Annotated in this window: 23 protein-coding genes; 20 read left to right on the top strand and 3 right to left on the bottom strand. The window is 38.9% G+C overall.

Translation table 11 applies throughout. The features are described from left to right. Window positions 1-17: 17 nt before the first annotated feature. The 7 genes from D1Z92_RS11120 to D1Z92_RS11090 all read left to right on the top strand — a co-directional run bounded on the left by D1Z92_RS11120 (window position 18) and on the right by D1Z92_RS11090 (window position 6123). On the top strand, window positions 18-197 hold the full coding sequence (locus D1Z92_RS11120) for an H-type small acid-soluble spore protein (RefSeq protein ID WP_128895747.1): 180 nt from the start codon (window positions 18-20) through the stop codon (window positions 195-197). Window positions 198-315: 118 nt separating this feature from the next. Next, window positions 316-807, top strand: a complete 492-nt coding sequence (tsaE, locus tag D1Z92_RS11115) for a tRNA (adenosine(37)-N6)-threonylcarbamoyltransferase complex ATPase subunit type 1 TsaE (protein ID WP_240666686.1) — start codon at window positions 316-318, stop codon at window positions 805-807. Then, window positions 797-1585, top strand: coding sequence for a tRNA (adenosine(37)-N6)-threonylcarbamoyltransferase complex dimerization subunit type 1 TsaB (gene tsaB, locus D1Z92_RS11110; RefSeq protein WP_128895746.1), 789 nt, complete (start codon window positions 797-799; stop codon window positions 1583-1585). Before tsaE ends, tsaB begins: the two co-directional genes overlap by 11 nt. 20 nt (window positions 1586-1605) lie before the next feature. Beyond that, window positions 1606-2124: a ribosomal protein S18-alanine N-acetyltransferase gene (gene rimI, locus D1Z92_RS11105; protein WP_128895745.1), complete on the top strand. Its 519-nt coding sequence runs from the start codon at window positions 1606-1608 to the stop codon at window positions 2122-2124. Further along, complete coding sequence (gene tsaD, locus D1Z92_RS11100; RefSeq protein ID WP_128895744.1) at window positions 2090-3109, top strand: tRNA (adenosine(37)-N6)-threonylcarbamoyltransferase complex transferase subunit TsaD; 1020 nt, start codon at window positions 2090-2092, stop codon at window positions 3107-3109. Before rimI ends, tsaD begins: the two co-directional genes overlap by 35 nt. A gap of 13 nt (window positions 3110-3122) precedes the next feature. Then, the gene (pabB, locus tag D1Z92_RS11095; protein ID WP_128895743.1) at window positions 3123-5450 is read left to right on the top strand and encodes an aminodeoxychorismate synthase; all 2328 of its coding nucleotides are present in this window, start codon (window positions 3123-3125) and stop codon (window positions 5448-5450) included. Then, a complete protein-coding gene (locus tag D1Z92_RS11090) occupies window positions 5443-6123 on the top strand; it encodes an aminotransferase class IV (RefSeq protein ID WP_128895742.1) in 681 nt (226 codons plus the stop codon). Before pabB ends, D1Z92_RS11090 begins: the two co-directional genes overlap by 8 nt. A gap of 213 nt (window positions 6124-6336) precedes the next feature. On the opposite strand, the gene D1Z92_RS11085 is transcribed toward D1Z92_RS11090, so the two are convergent. After that, a complete protein-coding gene (locus D1Z92_RS11085; RefSeq protein ID WP_128895741.1) occupies window positions 6337-7353 on the bottom strand; it encodes an LLM class flavin-dependent oxidoreductase in 1017 nt (338 codons plus the stop codon). 423 nt (window positions 7354-7776) lie between these two features. On the opposite strand from D1Z92_RS11085, the gene D1Z92_RS11080 reads away from it, so the two are divergent. Further along, window positions 7777-10008, top strand: a complete 2232-nt coding sequence (locus D1Z92_RS11080) for a hypothetical protein (RefSeq protein ID WP_128895740.1) — start codon at window positions 7777-7779, stop codon at window positions 10006-10008. Window positions 10009-10538: 530 nt separating this feature from the next. Here D1Z92_RS11080 and D1Z92_RS11075 read toward each other — a convergent pair. Further along, window positions 10539-12464, bottom strand: coding sequence for an ABC-F family ATP-binding cassette domain-containing protein (locus D1Z92_RS11075; RefSeq protein WP_128895739.1), 1926 nt, complete (start codon window positions 12462-12464; stop codon window positions 10539-10541). Between the two features lie 377 nt (window positions 12465-12841). Between D1Z92_RS11075 and D1Z92_RS11070 the strand changes: the two genes are divergently transcribed. The 8 genes from D1Z92_RS11070 to groL all read left to right on the top strand — a co-directional run bounded on the left by D1Z92_RS11070 (window position 12842) and on the right by groL (window position 18996). Beyond that, a complete protein-coding gene (locus tag D1Z92_RS11070; protein WP_128895738.1) occupies window positions 12842-13477 on the top strand; it encodes a 5-formyltetrahydrofolate cyclo-ligase in 636 nt (211 codons plus the stop codon). 138 nt (window positions 13478-13615) lie between these two features. Beyond that, a complete protein-coding gene (gene moaC, locus D1Z92_RS11065) occupies window positions 13616-14113 on the top strand; it encodes a cyclic pyranopterin monophosphate synthase MoaC (protein ID WP_128895737.1) in 498 nt (165 codons plus the stop codon). 68 nt (window positions 14114-14181) lie between these two features. Beyond that, the gene (locus D1Z92_RS11060) at window positions 14182-14673 is read left to right on the top strand and encodes a MogA/MoaB family molybdenum cofactor biosynthesis protein (protein WP_128895736.1); all 492 of its coding nucleotides are present in this window, start codon (window positions 14182-14184) and stop codon (window positions 14671-14673) included. Next, window positions 14666-15682, top strand: a complete 1017-nt coding sequence (locus D1Z92_RS11055; RefSeq protein ID WP_240666685.1) for a molybdopterin-binding protein — start codon at window positions 14666-14668, stop codon at window positions 15680-15682. Before D1Z92_RS11060 ends, D1Z92_RS11055 begins: the two co-directional genes overlap by 8 nt. A gap of 21 nt (window positions 15683-15703) precedes the next feature. Then, entirely contained in the window at window positions 15704-15973 is a 270-nt protein-coding gene (tatA, locus tag D1Z92_RS11050; RefSeq protein ID WP_164931577.1) for a twin-arginine translocase TatA/TatE family subunit, read from the top strand. A gap of 115 nt (window positions 15974-16088) precedes the next feature. Beyond that, window positions 16089-16811, top strand: a complete 723-nt coding sequence (gene tatC, locus D1Z92_RS11045; RefSeq protein ID WP_128895734.1) for a twin-arginine translocase subunit TatC — start codon at window positions 16089-16091, stop codon at window positions 16809-16811. A 172-nt stretch (window positions 16812-16983) separates the two neighbouring features. Beyond that, window positions 16984-17265: a co-chaperone GroES gene (gene groES, locus D1Z92_RS11040; RefSeq protein WP_128895733.1), complete on the top strand. Its 282-nt coding sequence runs from the start codon at window positions 16984-16986 to the stop codon at window positions 17263-17265. An 84-nt stretch (window positions 17266-17349) separates the two neighbouring features. Further along, window positions 17350-18996, top strand: a complete 1647-nt coding sequence (gene groL / locus D1Z92_RS11035; RefSeq protein WP_128895732.1) for a chaperonin GroEL — start codon at window positions 17350-17352, stop codon at window positions 18994-18996. 414 nt (window positions 18997-19410) lie between these two features. Here the strand turns inward: groL and D1Z92_RS11030 are convergent, their stop codons facing one another. Next, complete coding sequence (locus D1Z92_RS11030; protein WP_128895731.1) at window positions 19411-20067, bottom strand: hypothetical protein; 657 nt, start codon at window positions 20065-20067, stop codon at window positions 19411-19413. Window positions 20068-20475: 408 nt separating this feature from the next. On the opposite strand from D1Z92_RS11030, the gene D1Z92_RS11025 reads away from it, so the two are divergent. The 4 genes from D1Z92_RS11025 (at window position 20476) to D1Z92_RS11010 (ending at window position 23652) form a co-directional block, all read left to right on the top strand. Then, window positions 20476-20835, top strand: coding sequence for a ubiquitin-like protein (locus D1Z92_RS11025; protein WP_206099742.1), 360 nt, complete (start codon window positions 20476-20478; stop codon window positions 20833-20835). Window positions 20836-21199: 364 nt separating this feature from the next. Further along, window positions 21200-22252: a glycosyl hydrolase gene (locus D1Z92_RS11020; RefSeq protein ID WP_128895729.1), complete on the top strand. Its 1053-nt coding sequence runs from the start codon at window positions 21200-21202 to the stop codon at window positions 22250-22252. A 224-nt stretch (window positions 22253-22476) separates the two neighbouring features. After that, window positions 22477-23076 (top strand): PadR family transcriptional regulator, encoded by a 600-nt coding sequence (locus D1Z92_RS11015; protein ID WP_128895728.1) that lies wholly within the window; start codon window positions 22477-22479, stop codon window positions 23074-23076. Window positions 23077-23214: 138 nt separating this feature from the next. Continuing rightward, window positions 23215-23652: a DUF2262 domain-containing protein gene (locus D1Z92_RS11010; protein WP_128895727.1), complete on the top strand. Its 438-nt coding sequence runs from the start codon at window positions 23215-23217 to the stop codon at window positions 23650-23652. The last annotated feature ends 36 nt before the right edge of the window (window positions 23653-23688 follow it).

Below are 23688 nucleotides of genomic sequence, written 5' to 3'. Positions count from 1 at the left end.
GGAGGACGGAATACGACATGGAAGCAGAACGTTGCAAAGAAATACTAGAATCGAGCAAAAAAATTGAAGTGATGTTCGGTAGTCACTCCATTTGGATCGATGATGTGGATTTAAGCACAAGGACGGCATCGATTCATATGAAAGAAGATCCATCGGACAAAAAGACAGTGTCAACCGATTTACTAAAGGAACATTAACGCTGCAAAAGTCTCGAGTCATTCGGGACTTTTTTTTATTCCTACAGTTGCGCTCAGATGAGCACGATGGCTATAATGGATGAAGTAAAAGTATATTGCAAGATTGGTGTGGAATGACATGATGAAAAAATATAGCATGATATCGAAAAGAGTAGAAGATACAAATGAGTTGGCGCTTCTCCTGTCTAACTATATGCTAGCAGGAATGGTCGTCACATTGGATGGAGATTTAGGTGCGGGAAAAACGACATTTTCTAAGGCTCTTGCTCAAGGGTTAGGTGTGAAAGCAGTCGTCAATAGTCCCACATTTACGATAATAAAAGAATATGAAGGTCAGCAGATGTTTTTGTATCATATGGACATGTACCGTATGACATTGGATGAAGCAGACGAACTAGGATTGGACGATTATTTTTTTGGCAGTGGAGTTTGTTTGATCGAATGGGCTAGTGTCATTCAGGAACTGTTACCTGCTGATAGATTATCACTGTACATTCACGTTTTAGATGAACAGCAAAGAAAAATTGACATTACCACTACAGGTAGTGCATTTGTACATATAGGTGAACAATTAAAACAATTAGGAGCTGTAGAAGAAGATGAAGCATAAACAGAAAACATGGTTAGCACTAGACTGTTCCACATCTTCTTTAACGGTAGCTGTGCTTAGGGAGAACGAAGTGTTATCTTCAGAGCAAACCAAAGCCGAGCGGAACCACTCTATCCGATTAGTACCACAAATACAAGAGCAGCTTCAAGCATGTGATCTCACATTAGAAGATATCGATGGCATTATCGTTGGACAAGGTCCCGGCTCTTACACAGGGGTAAGGATTGCCGTCACTGTAGCCAAAACATTGGCATGGAGCAAGCAGATCCCATTGATTGGCGTTTCCAGCTTAGCTTCTTTAGCAAGAGGTGCAGTGAGATCGTTTGATAACTTGAAGGAAGAGCAAGATTGGATCGTCCCTTTAATGGATGCGCGAAGAGGAAGAGTCTACACATCACTATATCAGCACTCATTTTTACATCCTTTATATGTGGAAGATGGTGTGATGAATCTTCAAGAATGGCTGCAACAATTGAATGAAAAACTAATTGTTCTACGTGAACAACAGGATGATGGTGATGCATCGTTGCCATCCGCTATTTATTTTGTAGGGGATACAGCTCTCTTTGAACCGTTGTTGCAGGATTTTCAAACGACATGTGCAGCACATGATGTTGCGGTTTACTTTAACGCGACGACCTTAGATGCAGTGGATGTTGCCTTGATTGGTCAGGAAGGGAAAGAAGTGGAGCAGTTACACACTTTTACTCCTAATTATGCACAACTGGCAGAAGCAGAAGCGAAGTGGATAGCAAGTCAGTCCAACAAAGATTCATGAAATGAAAAGAGGCATAATGAATGACCGAAAGTAAAGAAGCTAAAGATATTTCGTTTCGCATGATGGAAGTCAAAGACATCCCAGCAGTGCATGCATTAGAACAACAATGCTATCATTATCCATGGAGCAGAGAAGCGTTCGAATCTGAAATTGTTAAAAATCATTTTGCTCGTTATATCGTCATGTTACGCGATGAAGAAATCATCGGTTATGCCGGCACGTGGATGATTGTAGACGAGGCTCATATTACGAATATTGCTGTTCATCCTTCCTATAGAGGAAAAAAACTAGGGGAAGTGATGCTGTATCGTTTACTGGAGATGGCGATGGTATACGCTGTCAAAAGAGCGACGCTGGAAGTTAGAGCTTCTAACTATGCCGCACAAGCTTTATACCGTAAAATAGGATTTTTGGATAGTGGTGTTCGCAAAGGATATTATTCCGATAATAAAGAAGATGCCATCATCATGTGGTTAGAAATAGATGAGGAAACGGTGAGGAAAATTGAACAAACAAAAAATACGCATTCTGGCAATTGAAACGAGTTGTGATGAAACCTCAGTTGCTATTGTGGAAGATGGAAAGCACGTACTAGCGAACGTCGTTTCCAGTCAAATTGAAACACATCAGAAATTTGGTGGAGTGGTACCAGAAATTGCTTCTCGCAAACACGTGGAGAGCATGACATGGATGATGGAGGAAGCGAGGAGACAGTCCGGCATTGGTTTCCATGAACTTTCAGCTATTGCCGTTACACAGGGCCCAGGATTAGTTGGCTCACTATTAGTAGGTATCGTAGCAGCTAAAAGTTTAGCTTTCGCTCTAAACCTTCCACTCATCGGTGTCCATCATATTGCTGGTCATATTTATGCCAATGAGTTCGTCACTTCTTTTCAATATCCACTGATTGCACTGGTCGTATCTGGTGGACATACGGAGCTTGTGTATGTGAAAGAAAGAGGATCATTTGAGATCATCGGGCAGACGAGAGACGATGCTGTCGGAGAAGCATATGACAAAGTAGCACGAGCATTATCTTTACCTTATCCAGGTGGTCCACATGTGGATAAACTAGCTCAAGGTGCGGATGATAGTATTGATTTGCCAAGAGCATGGTTAGAGAAAACGTCTTACGATTTTAGTTTTAGCGGGCTAAAGTCAGCCGTAATGAACGTACTGAATCAAGCGAAAATGAAAGGGGAAGAAGTGGACCCAAGTCATATTGCGCATGGATTCCAAGCTTCTGTTATCGATGTACTGGTCACGAAAACGATCAGAGCAGCAAAACACTATGGGGTGAAGCAATGCTGTATTGCTGGTGGTGTGGCAGCGAATAAAGGGTTGCGGACTGCTTTACAGCAAGCGTGTGATAAAGAAGGATTATCCTTAATCATTCCGCCGCTGGAGTATTGTACGGACAATGCGGCAATGATTGGAGCAGCAGCGTTTTTAAAATGGGAAAATAAAGAGTTTACCCCGCTAGATATGAAGGCGGAACCACTGATGAATTTGCAGACATGGTAAAAGGTGAGAAAGCGTGAAAACATTATTAATAGACAATTATGACTCATACACGTTTAATTTATATCATTTAATTGCAGACATTCAGCAAGTCGAACCGGTTGTCATTCGCAATGACGATATGGATGTGAATGAACTTCAATTACTGATAGAGAGAGAAGACATTCGCAGTATCGTTATTTCTCCAGGTCCAGGGACACCTTCTGATGATTCCGATTTTGGTATAGGACTGGGAGTGATTGCTGAACTGGATATTCCGATATTAGGGGTGTGCCTCGGACACCAAGGTATTGGACATTTTTTTGGTACGCCCGTTGTGCATGCACCGGAAGTGATGCATGGTCGAATTAGCCGCTGCATGCACAACCATCACCCTTTATTTGCTAACGTTCCGCAAGCAGCGGACATCGTGAGGTATCACTCCTTAATGTTACAGCAACCTGTTGTGCCGCCGTTAGAAGTGATTGCTACGTCTGAAGATGATATTGTCATGGCCGTTGCCCATACGTCTAAGCCGATATGGGGGGTACAATTTCATCCGGAGTCCATATGTACCGTATATGGTAGACAAATGATGGAGAACTTTTTTCATCTTTGTCAAACGTATGATGACAACCAGCGCGAGCGTGAAGATGTACCGCTAAGACAACACAGTGATGGACAACCAAACGACTACCGTTCTGCACAACAGGATATACAACAAGAAAAGCAACATGACATGCCTCTGTTAGCATCAGCACAACAGCCATCCCCAGAAAATAATCACTATGAGGTGATGGTGAAAGAAGTGGATATGATGTATGCTCCAGCGCACGTATTTGCTTTGTTGTACGGTGAAACGCCTTATAGTTTCTGGTTAGACAGTAGTGCCCACGGTTCTTTTTCCTATATGGGCGCTTACGGGGGGCCGCATAGTCAGTGGGTGCAATATGATGTACACAGCAAGCAACTTATCGTGAACACTCCTAGTGGACAAGTGACAAGGGAACAAAGTATATATGACTACATGGAAGAAGAAATTCAGGACAAACACTTTCGTTTGCAGCAATATCCCTACGATTTCAACACAGGATTCGTTGGTTTTTTTGGTTATGACATGAAAGCAGAAGGAGAAGGAGAAGCATCTTATCGTGCCAATCAACCGGATGCTGCATTTATATTTGCGGATCGAGTGATTGCATTTGATCACGCCAGAAATAAAATGGCGCTCCTATGCCTGACCAAAAAAAACAATGACGAACAAGCACAAGCATGGATCAACCATACATTACACCGTTTGCAACAGCTGGAACGCGAGGACGTAGTAGATGGGAATGGAGTGCTAAACACGAAGCACCCTCTTTTAGTACATGCAAAACAAGAAGAATGTGCAAAGCATGAGGCAGGACAAAATGCAGTACAAGAGGATGCAGAGCATGAAGTACAAGAGGATGTAGAGCAAGACATCGTCTTTACCTTAGATCAATCGTATGCCCAATACACAAAGCAAATTCAAGATATTAAACAATACTTGCAGGACGGCCATTCTTACGAAATTAATTTGACGAACGAAATAAGCACCGACATGACACTGGACCCGCTGCAGTTGTATCTTCATTTACGTGAAATCAATCCAGCTCCGTATGCGGCGTATATCCACTGTGATACATTCCAGGTGCTAAGTTCCTCGCCAGAGAGATTTGTAAAAGTGCATACAGATGGGAAGGTAGAGGCCAAGCCGATAAAAGGCACCATCGCACGCAGTAGTGACCCAGCACTAGACGAATTAAGGAAGCACACGTTACAGCAAAGCGAAAAAGACAGATCTGAAAATTTAATGATCGTGGACTTGTTGCGTAATGACTTAAATAAAGTGTGTGAAGTAGGAAGTGTACACGTACCGAAATTAATGGCTGTTGAGTCTTTTGAGACAGTGCATCAGTTAGTGACAACTATCCGTGGACAACTGAAGCAGGGCATGTCGGCCATGGATGTGGTGAAAGCTGCTTTTCCTACAGGCTCCATGACAGGTGCTCCGAAAATAAGAAGTATGCAAATTATTGAAAAGTTAGAGCAGAGAGCGCGTGGTATTTATTCAGGCTCTATCGGTTATTTTGGGGTGAATAGCTCCGCTGATTTCAACGTCGTTATTCGTACGATGATTCAAGATGAACAGGGTATTACAATTGGTGTAGGTGGAGCCATTGTCATGTTATCCGATGTGGATAATGAATTTGATGAAATGCTGCTCAAAGCAAAAGCATTATTACAAGCGATCACAACGTGCGTACATGAGGGGAAGGAGTCACACCCTTCTTACACGCTGATCGGAAATAGAGTGCATTCGGAGGATCATAATGAGTAAACAGGATAGTCATTCCTTTGAGAGAGGGACTTCTTTTCAGTTACTGGAAACGATGCTGCTACAAGATGGAAGCATCTTTTTGTTATCGTATCATGTAAAGCGATTACTTCGTTCTGCCCAACAACTTCAATTTTCCATTAAAGAATCGCATGTCATGCATAGTATACAATCATTCATTTCTCAGTATAAAAACGGGCGGTGGCGTGTTAGGTTAGTGGCAGATGTGAATGGACATATCGATATAAGCGGAAGTGCTTTGACGATGTCACATACAGAAGAAGCATACACTGTAGCATTAGCGAAAGAACCAATCGATAAGCATGACCTATTTTTACATTATAAAACGACAAATAGAACGATATATGAATACCATATAAAGCAATTTCCATCCGCATTTGATGTATTGTTATGGAACGAACAAGAACAACTCACTGAATTTACGATTGGTAATATTGTTTTGCAAATAGATGGGGTCCACTATACGCCACCACGACACTGTGGATTACTAGCGGGAACGTACAGAGAATACTTACTGGAGCAAGGACAACTAAGCGAAAAAGTGTTGTATAAACATCACTTAGAACAAGCAACGCACATGTGGTTACTGAATAGTGTCAGAAAATGGGTGCCTGTGAAACTAGATTCACCCGATTCACCTGCTAAAACCTTCTAACTAAATGTATTTATGCACAACGTTATGCACAACGCATGGTTTTGTTTTCCACTTCTTCTTGTGAACAAACAAGGGGTATGTGCGCATTCAACTGTACTTGTGTAGTGTACATCTTTTATGTAGTGATCTAGTCGTATATGACATACAGCCTCCGACTCTATGAGAAGAGTAGGAGGCTTTTGGCTTTTCTTTCACTTTTCTATACAGAGATAATTAAGATGGACGTTGTTGTAAACCAAACGCTTCTGCTAACAAGCGGTAAGAGTTAAGTTTGTGCTCCATGTCATGGGTGATCGTCACGACAATCAATTCATTTGCTCCATACGCATCGCTGAGTTGTAACAATTGCTGCTTCACAGAATCGATGCCACCGACAATCATACGTTGGCGGTTAAACCATACTCGCTGTTTTTCTAATTCAGAGTAGGAATAAGATTGAGCCGTTGCGATGTCTGGAATACCTTTGGAACGAATCCCTTGTTCTAAAAGGAGTAGACCTAAGTCCAAACTACTCGCAATCAATTCAGCCTCTTCATCTGTTTCTGCACAGATGACAAAAATCCCTACATTTACTTTCGGCTCTTGCAATATAGCGGAAGGCCTAAATTGTTCTTTATATTGTTGAACATAGGGAACCCCACCATTTCCGTTAATAAACTGTGCAAATGAATAGGCAGTTCCTTTGCTGGCGGCCATGATGGCACTTGCGTTAGAAGATCCTAACATCCATAGCTCTGGAGCCGTACTGGTAATCGGCATCGCTTGTAAACCTGCAAAACGATGGTTTTCTGGAAGCTGATCCGTTAAATAACCGATAAGATCCTCCACTTGCTCCGGATACCTATCTACAGCGCCATACTTGCCTTCTTGTAATGCCTTCGTCGCCAGTGGCATGCCACCAGGTGCTCTTCCTACTCCAAGATCTATACGATTCGGATACATCGTTTCTAGTAAGCGGAAGACCTCCGCTACTTTATATGCACTGTAATGAGGGAGCATGACACCGCCGGTTCCGATGCGAATAGATGTCGTTTTCTCAGCAAGATGCGTGACTAAAATTTCAGGTGCAGAACCTCCGAGCCCTTGAGTTTGGTGATGTTCAGATACCCAAAAACGATGATAACCTAACTGATCTGTATGTTGTGCCAAAAGCACTGTATTACCTATAGCTTGTTTTGCTGTTTGACCAGACACAATCGGTGATTGGTCTAAGACGCTTAATTGTATCACTAGAGATGCTCTCCCTTCTGTTACCACGCTATATAAAAATGTATAAAAAAAATTTACAGTTACAACAATAATCTAAATCATACACTAAACGTCTATGACGTTGCAACCCAAAAAGCATGTGGACAAAGTTATCCACAGGCATTGTGTATAATGTGAATAACCTGAATTTACACAACATTTACAACCTTATGTGTTGTGATTAAGTTTTGCACAACTACGATGCCATAACTGTGGATATTGTGGATAATTGCTGGACATTTACAAAAACATCACAAAAAAAGTCGCTTTTTTAGAACATGAAGGACGCGAATGCTGTGGATAAATGAAATGATGGAATAAGTTCGACATGTGGGGTGTACTCGTATGGAATAACCTTCTTTAGGTAAAGATGATGAGTACGGGAAAGGCAGAGGAGGAAGGCACATGCTTTCAAAAAAAATAGCTGCATGTTGGATTGTGTTTAGTTGTTTGTGGATAACCAACGTGGTTCATGCTTACGGCGAAAGTGAACGTCCAGCAACATGGTGGATCCTATCTATACCTAGCTATTCGTATTTAGAGGCAGATGATGCTTATTTATCTTATACACCCCACATCCAGACGTTAATGCAACAAGGTGCAGTCGGTGCGCTGAATGTTCGAACACCACAAAGGGGCGTAGAGGACAGTTATTTATCCATCGGTGCTGGAGCAAAAGCGATCGTTGCTAGCGATTATCAGGCGTATATGACAGATGATGTTATACAACAACATCAAGCGATCCACTTGTGGAATCAATATTTACATTCACCATCTACCCCCAAACCTATCGTCATCCCTTCTATGTATGCTATAACACAGCAGCAACAAACCACAACCGCGACACCTGGGTTGTTAGGAGATGTTTTGCAAGAAGGGAATGTACATCCTGCTGTGTTTGGAAATAGAGATCGAGGGAGTGGAGTAGAAACATGGTTACGTCATGCCCCTTTTATGCTGATGAATGCCGACGGTACGGTGGACGGAAACGTTGGCAAAGAACTAGAACAAGCAGATGACAGCAGACCGTATAACGTAAAAACGAATTACGATGCGTTAATAGAACAAATAAAGATGAATACAAGACAGAATATAAAACAAGTCACATTAATCGAATTAGGAGGTTTAAATCGTCTATATTCGTTGCGTCATCTGTATGAGCCAGAACAATTTATGACATTAAAGTTAACGATATTAAAAGAAATCGATGAATTTGTAGGAGAGATGATGTCGCAATTAGAAGCAGAAGATACGTTGCTTCTTTTTTCACCTGTCGTACATAAGCAAGCACTACAAGAAAAAGTCATGTTAGCCCCTATTGTGCTGTATAAGCAAAACGAACCATCAGCTTTATTGTATTCTGAGACAACGAAAAGACCTGGTATTGTTTCTATCCTCGACATTGCACCTACGATACTAGAAGACTTTGAACTTAATAATGAAACATTTATAGGCAAACCGATCCAAGCGGAACGTCATACGAATGGGTTGCAGTGGTTACAAACAGATCTGGGCAAAATAACGCAAGTACATACATTACGGCCACAGCTACTATACCCACTCATTACGTATGAAGTGACAGTACTAGTTATTGTGATTATCGTACTGCTTCGAAATAGGGACATGCCATTCTTCACATTAAAGCTGCTAGATATTTTGCTTTTTTCTATGTTGTGGATTCCAATTGTATTTCTAGTGCTAGGATATGTTGCGTTTATTCCAGCATGGCTGTATGTGTCTCTCTTTTTTTTATGTTGGTTTCTGTTTACCTTGCTAAGTTATGTTTCATTTTCTATGTTGCAAAAGATATTCGTGAGTAGCAGTCTGACGATGATCTTGATTGTACTAGATGGATGGTTCGGAGCAAAAGCAATGAAATATTCCATCTTAGGCTATGACCCTATTATCGGAGCAAGATTTTATGGCATTGGCAATGAGTATATGGGTGTATTAATAGGAACAGCCATACTGAGTACGAGTTTTCTCATGCAAAAATTTTCGCATGTCAGAGGCATTTGGGTCACGGTGGTTATAACTTATGTCGCAATTATTGCGTATTTACTTCTTCCGCAGTGGGGAACGAACGCAGGAGGTGCATTAAGCGCTACCATCGCTTTCTGTTATGCGACGATAGGTTTTTACAGAATTAAGAAAAAAGTAATCTTATCGACGAAAAAAATGGTGCTATGGATAGGAATGGCAGGCTTAATAGGGTTAACGTTGTTAATTAGCACGAGTGTGTTATTCTCTCTCCTTCAAATCGAAAGTCATATCGGAAGAGCAGTGACGCGATTGTTGAATGGGGATTGGGCTTATATTTATGCCTTAATCAAAAGAAAATTAGAAATGAACTGGCACTTAGTAGGCGTATCGGCATGGAGTAAAGTGTTTTTTGTAGGCTTATTCGTCTGGTGTATTTTTGCTTTCGATCGTCGCAGACGGATGACATATACTGCGCAAATGGAGCCTTATCGCATGCATGGATTTCATACCTTGACGTTCGCTTCAATCGTTGCATTTTTATTGAATGATTCTGGTATCGTAGCCGCAGCGACCATTATTACGTATGTTGTCGTCCCTGTCTTAATGATTAAACTTTCGGAAAAGATAATCAAACAACACAGTGAGCAAGAATAAAGGACTAGTAGATAAGTTGAATGAACGTGTTCAACTTATTACCACTAAGCATAAGATGAAGAAATTTCCGCCACAACCTTTACGACTGGCACCTGAGTCGTAAACGTTAATAACATTTCTTCATCTTATATTAAGTTGAATGAACGTGTTCAACTTATTACCACTAAGCATAAGATGAAGAAATTTCCGCCACAACCTTTACGACTGGCACCTGAGTCGTAAACGTTAATAATACTTCTTTATCTTATAGTAAGTTGAATGAACGTGTTCAACTTATTACCACTAAGCATAAGATGAAGAAATCACCATATCACAACCTTTACGACTGGCACCTGAGTCGTAAACGTTAATCGTAACATTTCTTCATCTTATAATAAGTTGAATGAACTAGTGCAACTTATTACCACTAAGCATAAGATGAAGAAATCACCGCCACAACCTTTACGACTGGCACCTGAGTCGTAAACGTTAATAACATTTCTTCATCTTATATTAAGTTGAATGAACGTATCTTACGAGTCCTTTCACCATTAATCCTGCAATTGTTCCCATTCCTCGTACAATGTGTTTAAGTTCTCTTTTTTCGCTTCTATTTCTTTGGTCTTTTCATGTAATTGTTCATAATCTGACAACACCTGCTCGTCGATTAGTAACTGTTCTAGTTGTGAAATTTCATCTTCGATTTCCGCAATAGACTGCTCTAGTTGCTCTATTTTACGTTGTTTTTTTCGTTCTTGTTGTTTTTCAGTTTTTCGTTGTTCGTAATGATTTTTGTCTTCTACATTTGTTTTCTTCACATTTTCTAAGCTTTGTGTCGATTTCAATTCTTCTATTTCCTGCTTCTTTTCCACATAGTCGTCGTAATTTCCCAGGAAATGTTGAAACCCATGAGCGGAACATTCGATGATTTTTTCACAAAGTCGATTCATAAAATATCGATCATGCGAAATAAAGAGTAATGTGCCTTCGTAATGTTGCAGTGCAGCTTCTAACACTTCTTTACTAAAAATGTCTAAATGATTGGTAGGTTCATCTAGCACGAGCACGTTTGCTTTTTTCAACATTAATTTAGCTAAGCTGACTCTTGCTTTTTCTCCACCACTTAAGTCACGAATTTCTTTGGTCACTTCTTCTCCACTAAAAAGAAAATGCCCTAGTACCGTTCGAATCATCAATTCGTCTAGCTCTGTATACTCGCGCCAAACTTCTTCTAAAATGGTATGATTGCCAACCAAATTTGCTTGTTCTTGATCGTAGTAACCAATCGTAACGTTCGTTCCCCATTTGATCAGTCCTTGTTTGGTTTCATGCTTCCCTGTTAACGTTTTAATGAAAGTAGATTTACCGATACCATTAGGACCAATAATCGCAATTCTCTCTCCCCTTCTGACATGCAGATTCAGGTGTTCCATCAACGGTTCGCTATGTTCGTCATACGCTAGCGTAAGGTTATCGACATGCAGCACTTCTTTTCCCGACATTTTGTCTTGTTCAAAAGAGAACTTTGCTTTTTTCAGTTCTGCACTCGGTTGATCTACGACATCCATACTTTCCAAGGCTTTTCGTTTACTCTTGGCCCTTTTTGTTGTGGAAGCTCTAACGATGTTTTTTTGCACAAACTCTTCCATTTGTTGTATTTCTTTTTGTTGTTGATCAAATCTTTTCTTCTGTAATTGTCTGTTTTTTTGTTTCTCCGCTAGAAAAAAGCTGTAGTTTCCTGCGTATTTAATCGCTTCTGTACGTTCAATTTCATACGTAGTATCCACGACAGCATCTAAAAAGTATCTGTCGTGCGACACGATGATAATGGCTCCTTTGTAATGCTTCAAATACGTTTCTAGCCAAGTTAGTGTAGGCATGTCCAAATGGTTCGTAGGCTCATCTAGCAAAAGTAACGTGGGTTCTTCCAGCAACAATTTACATAAAGATAAACGTGTTTTTTGCCCTCCACTTAATGTGCTTACTTTTGTCGATGGTTCTATTTGTGCAAATCCCATCCCGTTTAAAATGGTACGGATTTTAGTTTCTATTTCATATCCTCCCTGACTGCGAAATTGCTCGGCAAGGGCGTCGTATTTTTTGAGCAAAGGATGTTCATTGTCTGTAGTGGAAGATGTATCTGTATGCATAATCGAAATTTGCTGTTCAAGCTGCCTTAATTCTTTTTCCATGTTCAATAGGGTGGCAAAAGGTTTCGTTAACTCATCCCATATACATTCATCTTCATTGAAAATATTAGATTGCTTTAAATAACCGATATGGACATCTTTTGCTTTATGAATGTCTCCCTTGGATGGTGTAAGTTCCCCTGCTAAAATTTTTAATAATGTAGATTTTCCTGCTCCGTTCATACCAACAAGACCAATTTTTTGCTGTGGTATGACTTGCAAATGAATGTTGGATAAAATGGCATTGGCTCCAAAACTTTTATGTATGTTAGATGCTTGTAATAACATCACGATTCCTCCTCAGTGCCTTTCTGACTCTTTGTGCTTCTATATACATGCTGAAATAATGCGCTATTCAACTTATCTATATCTGTCTGCGCTGTAGCAAAATAAGTGAAAATGAAAAAGTACATAACCAGTTATCATTTAAAAGTTAATGTGATTAAATAACGGTAAATGGTTTGTAACGTTAATTCTTATTTCATGATATGATAAAATGATATAGTATACAAATATATATAAGTTGGAGAAATGATGGGATAAACGTTTACGCCTCAGTATCCAGGCGTAAAGGTTGTGTTATGGAGATTTCTCCATCTTATGATTAGCGGTAATAAGTTGCATCAACAAGTTCATTCAACTTATATAGTATAGGAGGCAATACGTTGCCTGAACGAATGGAACAACAGCATGTAAAAGCGCAGTTACGAATAGATGTTCATGCTAAACTAGCGGCGTTAACACATGAACAAAAGCAAACATATGCAGAGCAAATTACGCGTGCCATTTGTAGTTGCTTGGAGGACAAGAGGAGAAAACAACGGTTTTCTCTATATGCTTATGTGCCTTTTAGAAACGAAGTCGATATTATGCCTATATTACATTGGTGTTGGCATCATCAAGTGCCTTTGCTCTTGCCCAAAACGTATGCTGCTCCTCGTCGGTTAAAATGGTTTGTAGTCCATGATCCATCACAATTGCATCGTGGAACTTACGGTATTATGGAACCGAAGAAAGAGGAGACAGAAGCGATGGAAGACATCCATGGACATAACATCGTGATGGTGCCAGGTCTTGCTTTTGACAGAAAAGGTGGACGCTTAGGGTATGGCGGTGGTTACTATGATCGATGGTTGGGTAGTGTAAAGCAGCGTTTGCAGCACGGGGTAAACCCACACAAGGGACAATGGGAAACATGGGCGGCTGCCTATGAGGCGCAAATCGCAGACCAAGTACCGATGCTAGAGCACGATATATATATCGACCGTATCGTTACCGAAAAAGGTTGGGTATCATCTTGATTCAATATCATGGTAGGCCTTCATTGTCCATCCAAATCAAAAGGTATCACATCTTCACATCATTGTTATAATTATCGTTTTAAAGCACATGATGTACATGTAAAAAATCGTATACAATGACAGAAGGAGAATCATGAAGTGACAAATTCATTTACTCATTTCAATGAACAAGGTCGTGCTGTGATGGTCGATATTACCGATAAGGCCATCACCCATCGTATTGCTACGGCACAAGCGACGATACGTATGCAGCCCACTACATTCGAAGCGATAAAAGAAAACAAAATGGCAAAGGGTGACGTGCTTGCCGTTGCGCAAGTGGCGGGTGTCATGGCTGTAAAAAAAACATCCGATTTGATTCCTATGTGCCACCCACTACCTATTTCTGGTGTAGATATACAATTTAGTTTCAGTGAAGAAACGACGTTGACGGTAGAGGTCGAAGTAAAGACAACAGGTAGAACGGGCGTAGAAATGGAAGCGTTGACGGCAGCAAGTGCAACCGCTTTGACCGTTTATGATATGTGTAAAGCAATGGATAAAGGCATGGTCATACAGCATATTTGTTTACTGTCTAAAACAGGTGGCAAAAGTGGAGACTATGTAAGGGAAGACTATCAAAATGATAACGAATAGACGGTATTCATGAACATGAATCCTGATAACATAACTCTTACCTTTTAAAAAAGAGAGGGTGAACGGTATTGAGTTGGAATGTGGCTATACTGACTGCAAGTGATAAAGGGTCTCGTGGGGAAAGGAAAGACACGAGTGCACAAGTCATTCGTGAAATGCTGGAAGAAGAGATCAATGGACAAATTATAGATTATCGCATCGTTCAAGATGATATGGATGAAATTGCAGCCAATTTAATCGAAGTGATCGATTATCATCAAGTAGATTTAATGATTACGACAGGTGGAACAGGTTTCGCACCACGCGATGTGACCCCAGAAGCAACATTGAAAGTCATTGATAAGCATGCACCTGGACTGGCAGAAGCGATGCGTTACGAAGCGTTGAAAGTGACACCAAGGGCGATGTTATCCAGAGGTATTGCTGGAATACGTGGCAATACACTCATTGTTAATTTGCCAGGCAGTCCAAAAGGCGTGCATGAAAACCTCAGTGTGATTATAAAGCAGCTACCCCATGCACTTGAAATCTTAACAGGTAAAGTAGGTGATCATGATTAATTTGCCATCCACTATGATGCAAGAAATAAAAGTAGAAGATGCCATCGGTATGGTGCTTGCTCATGATTTAACACAAATTATACCAGGTGAGTTTAAAGGACGTTTGTTCAAAAAAGGACATGTCGTGCAAGAGGAAGATATTCAATCATTATTGGACATTGGAAAGCAGCATATATATGTGTTGAACTTAGAAAAGGGATACGTACACGAAGACGATGCCGCCTTACGCATGATAGAAGCTATCGGAGGGAAAAACGTCACGTGGAGTGATCCTGCTGAAGGTAAAGTGACGATGAAAGCGACCATAGATGGATTAGTCAAAATACATCCTTCTTTTATTCACGAGGTCAATCGTTTAGGCGAAGTAGCTATTGCGACCGTTTTAAATTATACTGTAGCAAAACAAGGTGACGCTGTACTTGCAACTAGAGTGATTCCATTGATCGTGCGAAATGCGAAAGTAGAAGTTGTCGAGCGTCTAGCACAAGTGATCAAGAAACAGCAGCAACACATTGTAGAAGTGAAACCGTTTAAAAAGTTAAAAGTAGGGCTAGTGACAACGGGCAGTGAAATCTTAACAGGTCGCATCAAAGATCGTTTTGGTCCTGTCGTTAAAGAAAAAGTGCACGCGCTGGGTTCCACTGTAATAGAACAAAAATTTGTGAATGATGATATCGAAGATATTCATGAGCAAATACAATATTTCCTTTCTCAATCTTGCGACTTGATTTTGGTCACAGGAGGAATGTCGGTAGATCCAGATGATCGTACCCCAGGAGCCATTGCGAGGAGTGGTGCTGACATTGTCAGTTACGGTACGCCGATGCTGCCAGGATCGATGCTCATGATGGCTTATGTGGATGACATTCCTATTATGGGGCTGCCAGGCTGTGTCATGCACGATCCGCACACTTCTTTCGACGTACTATTGCCGAGAATTTGTGCCGGAGAGAAGATTGTGAAAGAACATATTGAGCAATTAGGATACGGTGGATTACATCGTTGTTAAATTGAATAAGGAGAGATAATTATGTTAGGTAATATTGGGATAACAGGCATCATTTTAATTCTACTCATTGCGTTATTGTTGTTTGGTCCTAACAAGCTACCTGAGTTAGGAAAAGCATTTGGCAAAACGCTGAGAGAATTTAAAAAAGGTACGCAAGACATCATGAGTGAAAATGAAGAAGACGAAAAACGAGAACGAAAACATTTGGACCAATCTGAAGTGGTAACTTCAAACAGCTCCACTGAAAAAAAAGAGGATGATAACCATCGTGATCGCCGATTACCAGAATAAGAATGAAACGCAATGCATTCAGGTAAGGAAAAAGGAAGTAATTTGATTTCTTACCTGACTGTATTTCACTTTGATGCATGTTGACTAACTGAAGGAGTAAGATGGTGGAATAATCATGGAAAATAAAATTACGATGGTTGATCATTTAACTGAATTAAGAAAAAGGGTAGTATGGGTCGTCTTAATATTTATATTATCTTTTGTAGGCGGCTTTATTGCAGCTAAACCGCTTATATTATATTTGCAAACTGTAGAGCCTGCCTCTTCGTTAACACTAAATGTATTTTCACCGTGGGACGGTTTACGTATGTACGTTAGCGTTTCCATGGTGGTTGCTTTGCTAATATCTTTGCCCTTTACGTTATGGCAGTTGTGGTTGTTTATCAAACCAGGACTAAAAGAAGGTGAGCAGAAAGCGACCATCATGTACATACCTTTCGCTTTTTTGTTATGTCTTATCGGTATTTCATTTGCCTACTTTATCGTCTTTCCACTTACGTTTAGTGTTGCTACTTCGATAGCATCTGGTTTTGGTTTAGAAGAAGTATATGGGATTGCGCAATATTTTTCTTTCATGTTTAACATTATCATCCCTGTTGCGCTGTTATTTCAACTACCAGTAGTGGTTTTATTTTTAACGAAAATAAGGATATTAAATCCGCACTTGCTTATTAAAGTGAGAAAATATGCTTATATTGTTCTCTTAATCATTAGTACGATGGTGACGCCGCCAGATTTTATTACACCGTTAATCGTGTCGATACCGATGTTTATGCTTTACGAGAGCAGTGTGTGGCTGGCTAGGAGAGTTTACAAACAGCAGAATGAATCGGCTTAAACAGTGAAATGGTAAAGTATTTCTGCGTTTTAAAAAATAAAATATTGTAAATCCACTTGCATTCTGCCTGTAAAACGTATATCATAAATATTGGTTGTTAGCACTCGATTGTAGATAGTGCTAACAAGTAAAAACATAAGAAAACTGTATTTAATCTAAGGAGGGCAATAAAATGATCAAACCTTTAGGTGATCGTGTAGTAATTGAAGCAATTGAAAAAGAGGAAACAACTTCTAGTGGTATCGTTCTTCCTGATAGTGCACAAGAAAAGCCACAAGAAGGTAAAGTAGTGGCAGTAGGTAGCGGTGTAGTTCAAGATGGCGCTCGTGTTGCTTTGGAAGTGAAAGAAGGAGATCGTATTATTTTCTCCAAATACGCAGGTACAGAAGTGAAATTTGAAGGTAAAGAATATTTAATTATGCGTGAGAGCGATATTTTAGCTGTTCTTGCATAACATTCAAACATATATCGGTTTTATATACGTAACGAAAACGAACATAAACAAAGCGTTTTAATATAATGAGGAGGGTTTATATTCATGGCAAAAGATATTAAATTCAGTGAAGACGCTCGTAGAGCAATGCTTAGCGGTGTAGATTCATTAGCAGAAGCGGTAAAAGTAACATTAGGACCTAAAGGACGCAACGTCGTATTGGAGAAAAAATTCGGAAGTCCTTTAATTACAAATGATGGTGTAACGATCGCGAAGGAAATCGAATTGGAAGATGCTTTCGAAAACATGGGAGCACAGCTTGTAAAAGAAGTTGCTACAAAAACAAACGACGTAGCTGGTGACGGTACAACAACGGCAACTGTACTAGCGCAAGCAATGATCCGTGAAGGTTTAAAAAATGTAACAGCTGGTGCTAACCCAATGGTAATGCGCAAAGGAATCGAAAAAGCGGTAAGAGCAGGGGTAGAAGAATTACAACGTATTTCTAAGCCTATCGAAGGAAAACAGTCCATTACACAAGTAGCAGCAATTTCTGCGGCAGACGATGAAGTAGGTCAATTGATTGCTGAAGCAATGGAAAAAGTAGGTAAAGACGGCGTTATCACAGTAGAAGAGTCCAAAGGATTCGCTACAGAGCTTGAAGTGGTAGAAGGTATGCAGTTTGATCGTGGATACATTTCTCCTTACATGATTACAGATACAGATAAAATGGAAGCTGTATTAGAAGATCCATATATCTTAATCACAGATAAGAAAATCACGAACATCCAAGACATTTTACCAGTGTTGGAGCAAGTCGTTCAACAAGGTAAGCCAATCGTGATTATCGCAGAAGATATCGAAGGAGAAGCGCTTGCTACATTAGTAGTAAACAAACTTCGCGGTACATTCAACTGTGTTGGTGTGAAAGCACCTGGATTCGGTGATCGTCGTAAAGCAATGCTACAAGATATCGCAGCATTGACTGGTGGTCAAGTGATTACAGAAGAGCTTGGATTAGAGTTGAAATCTACTACAATGGATCAATTGGGTAGCGCTCGTCAAATCCGTGTAACGAAAGAAAACACAATCGTTGTGGACGGATCTGGAGATCCTAGCGACATTTCTGCACGCATTACTCAAATCAAAAATCAATTAGAAGAAACAACTTCTGAATTCGATAAAGAGAAATTACAAGAAAGATTGGCAAAATTAGCTGGTGGCGTTGCTGTAGTTAAAGTTGGAGCGGCAACAGAAACAGAATTGAAAGAGCGCAAGCTTCGTATTGAAGATGCATTAAATTCTACTCGTGCAGCAGTAGAAGAAGGTATCGTTTCTGGTGGTGGTACAGCATTGATGAACATCTATCAAGCTGTAACAGCAGTAAACGCAGAAGGCGATGAGAAAACAGGCGTAAACATCGTACTACGTGCTTTAGAAGCTCCAGTTCGTACGATTGCAAGCAACGCAGGTTTAGAAGGGTCTGTTATTGCTGAGCGTTTGAAAAGAGAAGATGTTGGCGTAGGATTCAACGCGGCAACAGGCGAGTGGGTAAACATGATTGAAGCGGGTATCGTTGACCCTGCAAAAGTAACTCGTTCCGCATTGCAAAATGCTGCATCCGTAGCTGCAATGTTCTTAACGACAGAAGCAGTTATTGCTGATAAGCCAGAAGAAAACGCTGGTGGAATGCCTGCAGCACCTGACATGGGTGGCATGGGCGGAATGGGTGGCATGGGCGGCATGATGTAATCTGCCCCTATAAACCCTGAACTACCAAGGTTTTTGGTTTAAAGTTTAGTGAAATGCTAACATTTTGACCACATTGGAAAAAAATAAATGGGTTAGATCGCGACTAACTCAAAGCCTCTCATTCATTCATCGGAATTAGTGAGAGGCTTTTTTTCTTTAGTTAAAGGTAAATGATACCTATGTATTATGGTAATATTAGTTTGTACAACTTGCACTTCTAACCCCCCAATAAGTAAGATTTGGGGGGTTATTACATTATAACTTTTTACAGACATTAATTAAGATATGAAAACCAGTAGTGCTTATATTGAAGTATTATCAGACGCTCCTTTTAGACTAAGTAATAGTTATTTTACAAATCATTTATTTTATCAGTAACTATAACCTCCAATTAATATAATCTTTTATTTTAAATTAATAAACAAATTGAACAGCATAATCAAACTCTCTAGGCTCACCATCGTATTCATATTTATACTCTGCTGTGAGTATAATTGAAAGAGCAGTTACATTAGTTTCTTCAAATTTAAAATGGTGAAGATCCTCCGATATAACTTGATCATATTCTGTCACGAGAACTGTGTTCTCTGAAAGCTTGTTATATACTTTAAAAGTTAAATCTGAATTATTGGTTAGTTTCTCATCATCATCATCAAAAGTGTAGAGATCAACATCGATCTTCATATTGCAAGAATCGGTACATTCCTTATCTATACTTCCATTTAAGAATGTAAAACCCTCTACCCCATCTCCATAGGGGGATTCAGTATGCCCAATTACAGAGAAAAGATCTTCATGTACATCAACATGCAAGTTACTATGGTTGTTAGGATCTTCAGCATTTTGGCCATCTTTTTCGATATCATCTTTGATAAATGCTTCAGGATTATCTACTTGATAGATCGTTTTTGTTACAACATAAATATCTTCATCGGAGTATAGTTTTTTAATCTTCTCCTCCCAAGATTTAATAACAATAACCTCATCGTCGCTGTTTGTTTCACCAAATGCAGTAGAGGCAGTTGTGAGGGCAAAGCAAAAAATCAACAAAACATTAAACATTTTTTTCATTCTAAACCATTCCTTTATAATTTATTTTTGGTACAAATATATATTACCATTATAACCCACTAAATATCAATGTTTTATTAAAAAATGAAACAAATAGTTTATAAAAAACAATATAGTTACAGTTTATAAGAGTTTTTTACATCTATATTATTTAATAAATGGTCGTATCATAAAATATTAGAAATAATTAAATATCATACCATGTAATAAAATAATAGTTTAAAAGCAAAAGTAGATACTTGATATAAAACAATCAAAAATTGTATAGTTCATTTCAGAATCTATGTTTGACTTCTACTTCTCAACATGATATTATTTTGTTTGAATATTAAATTGAACATTTAAAATAAAAAAAGGGGGGCAATTACAAATCATTTATTAAATAAGCAGAGAAAAGGTGGAATGAGCATGAAGTTAAAGTTTTTGAAGTTAGTTACAATTTTATTCGCAGGAATTTTTATATTATCAAGTAATGGTGTTTTAGCTGAAAGTGCAAGTGTAGCTACTGCTGTTGGAAAATCTGCTGAAGAAGCTGAATTCGGAGGGGCATATTTTATAAATGTGAAAACCTTAACTGGAAAGACCATTCAATTAATTGTCCATTCTAATAGTTATGTAGGTGATGTCAAAAGACAAATTAGAGATAAAGAAGGGGTTGCCGTGGAAAAACAGAGACTAATTTTCCAGGGGAAATTTTTACAAAATGGAAGAACATTGCAACAGTACAATATTCAAAAAGAGTCTACACTTCATCTAGTGATCAGGTGATGGGTTCTATTAATCAGACGTTATAGCAATCTGACACACGAAGACATATAAATATAGATGAAATTTTTTGCAATAAAACGAATATGTTGAACAACTACTACGGTTGTTCTTTTTTTTTGCAACTAAAAGCGATTTAAATCAAAGAAATAAAATAAATAACATAATATTCATATTTAAACATAATATACATGGTTGACATGGACATACCATCTAATTCGTTGTAGTCTTATTTCATTTCAATGAGACAATGACATCCTCTCAAAGCGTTTTTTTGTTAAGTTCATCTATTTAACAAGTTCAATATACAATACCGAGTATGAAGAAAGGGGAGTGAAAATAAAATACAGTAAGGGGAGGGGTAATCATGCAAACTATTAATCCTAATTCAACAGAAGAAGCCAAGATGCTCTTAGGTTTGTTGTACACAATGGACGGTGTCATTACAGGACAACATGAGTATATGACCGTGCCAGAAGTATACACAAACTTCATCTATAATGAGCAGGATAAGTATCCAGGTTTGGTAGGATATCAGTTAGCACATATCGTTGGTGAAGATGAAGAAGATTGGACAGACGAAAAAATTAATTTATATCGAAGTAAAATAGTAGAGAAAGCCATTGCACATTGGAATCGTGGTGGTATAGTACACATGTCCTATCATCAGACTTATCCATTTACAAAAGCAACATGGGGGAACATAACACGAAATACGACACAAGCAGAATTTGATCAATGTTTGCTACCAGGTAGTAATGAAAATGCATGGCTATTGAGTGAATATGATAAATTAGCGGACCATTTAGAAACGCTGCAAAATAACGGTGTTCCTATTTTATTCAGGCCATATCATGAAATGAACGGGTACTGGTTCTGGTATGCAGGCAAAACACCAGAATCTTTTCAGAAACTGTGGAATTTACTTTATGATAGGCTAGTGAACTACCATAATTTAAATAATATATTGTGGGTATGGGGACCAAATTCCAAATCAGCTAACGATATAAATATCACTCGGCTGGCATATTACTATGTTGGACACCACCGCTGCGATGTGTTATCCCAAACATTATATACTGAGTTTGGATCTAGACTAGACCTGTCCACATATGATGAACTATATGAAGTGGGACAAGGAAAACCTATTGCTATTGCAGAATGCGGGAAAATACCTTCTATTGATTTATTACAATCGTTAGGATTAAACTATCGTTGGTTCATGTGTTGGGGTAAATATATCAATGATCCAACGATGGAGAATGGTCAAGTGTTAGAAAATACATTAGGCGACAGAAATCAAGCCTATCAATCTATATACTCAAGATCAGCAGGTGAATTTTATCTTCCTAAAACGGATTTCGACATTGTACATAGACAATGGAGAAATATTAACTACTTGCTGCAAAAAAGAAAGTAACATGATCGATGCACACTTCATTTTAAGTTATTTCAAAGGTATTTGTTTAACACTCCCCATAGTGGGGAGTATTTTTTTGTGGTTAAATCCTCTTGATGTTTGGGCGATATAATTTATCGCATTAAAGTTAAGGAAGTTATTGACAATGACATCCATGTATCGTTACAATATATCAATACGATATATTGTAACGATACATAAAAAGAAAAGTGAAGGAGATACACATGTCTATCAAACATATTTTATTAGGTGTTATTAGTTGGTATCCCGCATCTGGATATGGGATAAAGAAAGAAGTCGAGTATAAGGGGCGTGAACAAAGTTGGGGAAGTATTAGTTATGGCTCTATTTATCCTCAATTAAAAAAATTAGAAGAAGAACATTTCATTTACTGCTATGAAGCGCAAGAACATGGTAGAGCGACTAAGGTGTATGATTTGACGAAAAAAGGATGGGATGAACTTGAGTCTTGGCTATCTGAAACCCCACAGCAACCTATCGTCAGAGATGAATTAAGAATGAAAATGAGCTTTTGGAAGGCTGGTCATTTAGGAGATGTGCAACATTTAATTCGGCATTTAGAACAAAGGAAAGAAGCTTCACATCAAATGTTAGAGCACTATAAAGGTTGGGAAAATAATGATATTTCTATGATTACAGACATCGCTGCACTATCTATGGAATACACAAACTTACATTTGAAAATGGAATTAGAGTGGATCGAAAAAACACTTCGTCGTCTGCGTGAACAAGACCTACCTACAACTAAAGATCCAAATCATTTATTGGAGAAAGCATATAAGCGTAAAGCACAGCAAATATAAACAGAATAGTGCTGTGAAAAAGAGTCATTTGCTTTTATGAACCAGTTTCCAAATGAAGCATCGTTAGATCGCTTATATAGGTGTTACATATTTTTTGATGTTGTACAAACAATAAAAAATAAATAGGAGCGACGATGGATGAGTATAAACAAGGGACACAAAGTAGAAATGATGAAGTTAACCGGAAGACTTCATGAGCCATTACATAGAAGAAACCATAGTGAGAGACTTGTACAAGTGAACACATCATCGTATGCCATTGTTTCTGATGAGCAGCAAGATATACCTTGTGTATCGATGTTACAATCCAGATGTAATGAGTTAATACAAGAAGATTGCACTTTTAAATTACAAATAGCAGTGCAATTCTTATCTCTTTATAACAGCAACCATGAAGAGAATATGCATTTAAATAGACGGCAATTTATAAATAAGCTAAAACTGGACAGTATGTTGTTTGACACAGATGGATGTGTACACATATTTTATGATTGCGGTCATTTGTTTGCTGGTAACAGCATTATAGTGAACGTAAATGCATGTAATCAAATGCAGTATGCAAAATTATTTGAATAGTGATTTTTCTAGCTTTAACCAACGATTTTCTACTCG

Origin of the sequence: Longirhabdus pacifica (assembly GCF_004115085.1) — a bacterium.
GTDB classification, from domain to species: Bacteria; Bacillota; Bacilli; order Paenibacillales; family DSM-105158; genus Longirhabdus; species Longirhabdus pacifica.
This window is presented reverse-complemented; position numbering and strand designations above follow the sequence as displayed.

Excerpts from the sequence above, each read along its gene's own strand:
- D1Z92_RS11120 (WP_128895747.1), top strand. The coding sequence starts at position 18 with ATGGAAGCAGAACGTTGCAAAGAAATACTAGAATCGAGCAAAAAAATT.
- tsaE (WP_240666686.1), top strand. The coding sequence starts at position 316 with ATGATGAAAAAATATAGCATGATATCGAAAAGAGTAGAAGATACAAAT.
- tsaB (WP_128895746.1), top strand. The coding sequence starts at position 797 with ATGAAGCATAAACAGAAAACATGGTTAGCACTAGACTGTTCCACATCT.
- rimI (WP_128895745.1), top strand. The coding sequence starts at position 1,606 with ATGACCGAAAGTAAAGAAGCTAAAGATATTTCGTTTCGCATGATGGAA.
- D1Z92_RS11090 (WP_128895742.1), top strand. The coding sequence starts at position 5,443 with ATGAGTAAACAGGATAGTCATTCCTTTGAGAGAGGGACTTCTTTTCAG.
- D1Z92_RS11080 (WP_128895740.1), top strand. The coding sequence starts at position 7,777 with ATGCTTTCAAAAAAAATAGCTGCATGTTGGATTGTGTTTAGTTGTTTG.
- D1Z92_RS11075 (WP_128895739.1), bottom strand. The coding sequence starts at position 12,464 with ATGTTATTACAAGCATCTAACATACATAAAAGTTTTGGAGCCAATGCC.
- D1Z92_RS11055 (WP_240666685.1), top strand. The coding sequence starts at position 14,666 with ATGATTAATTTGCCATCCACTATGATGCAAGAAATAAAAGTAGAAGAT.
- tatA (WP_164931577.1), top strand. The coding sequence starts at position 15,704 with ATGTTAGGTAATATTGGGATAACAGGCATCATTTTAATTCTACTCATT.
- tatC (WP_128895734.1), top strand. The coding sequence starts at position 16,089 with ATGGAAAATAAAATTACGATGGTTGATCATTTAACTGAATTAAGAAAA.
- groES (WP_128895733.1), top strand. The coding sequence starts at position 16,984 with ATGATCAAACCTTTAGGTGATCGTGTAGTAATTGAAGCAATTGAAAAA.
- groL (WP_128895732.1), top strand. The coding sequence starts at position 17,350 with ATGGCAAAAGATATTAAATTCAGTGAAGACGCTCGTAGAGCAATGCTT.
- D1Z92_RS11030 (WP_128895731.1), bottom strand. The coding sequence starts at position 20,067 with ATGAAAAAAATGTTTAATGTTTTGTTGATTTTTTGCTTTGCCCTCACA.
- D1Z92_RS11025 (WP_206099742.1), top strand. The coding sequence starts at position 20,476 with ATGAAGTTAAAGTTTTTGAAGTTAGTTACAATTTTATTCGCAGGAATT.
- D1Z92_RS11020 (WP_128895729.1), top strand. The coding sequence starts at position 21,200 with ATGCAAACTATTAATCCTAATTCAACAGAAGAAGCCAAGATGCTCTTA.
- D1Z92_RS11015 (WP_128895728.1), top strand. The coding sequence starts at position 22,477 with ATGTCTATCAAACATATTTTATTAGGTGTTATTAGTTGGTATCCCGCA.
- D1Z92_RS11010 (WP_128895727.1), top strand. The coding sequence starts at position 23,215 with ATGAGTATAAACAAGGGACACAAAGTAGAAATGATGAAGTTAACCGGA.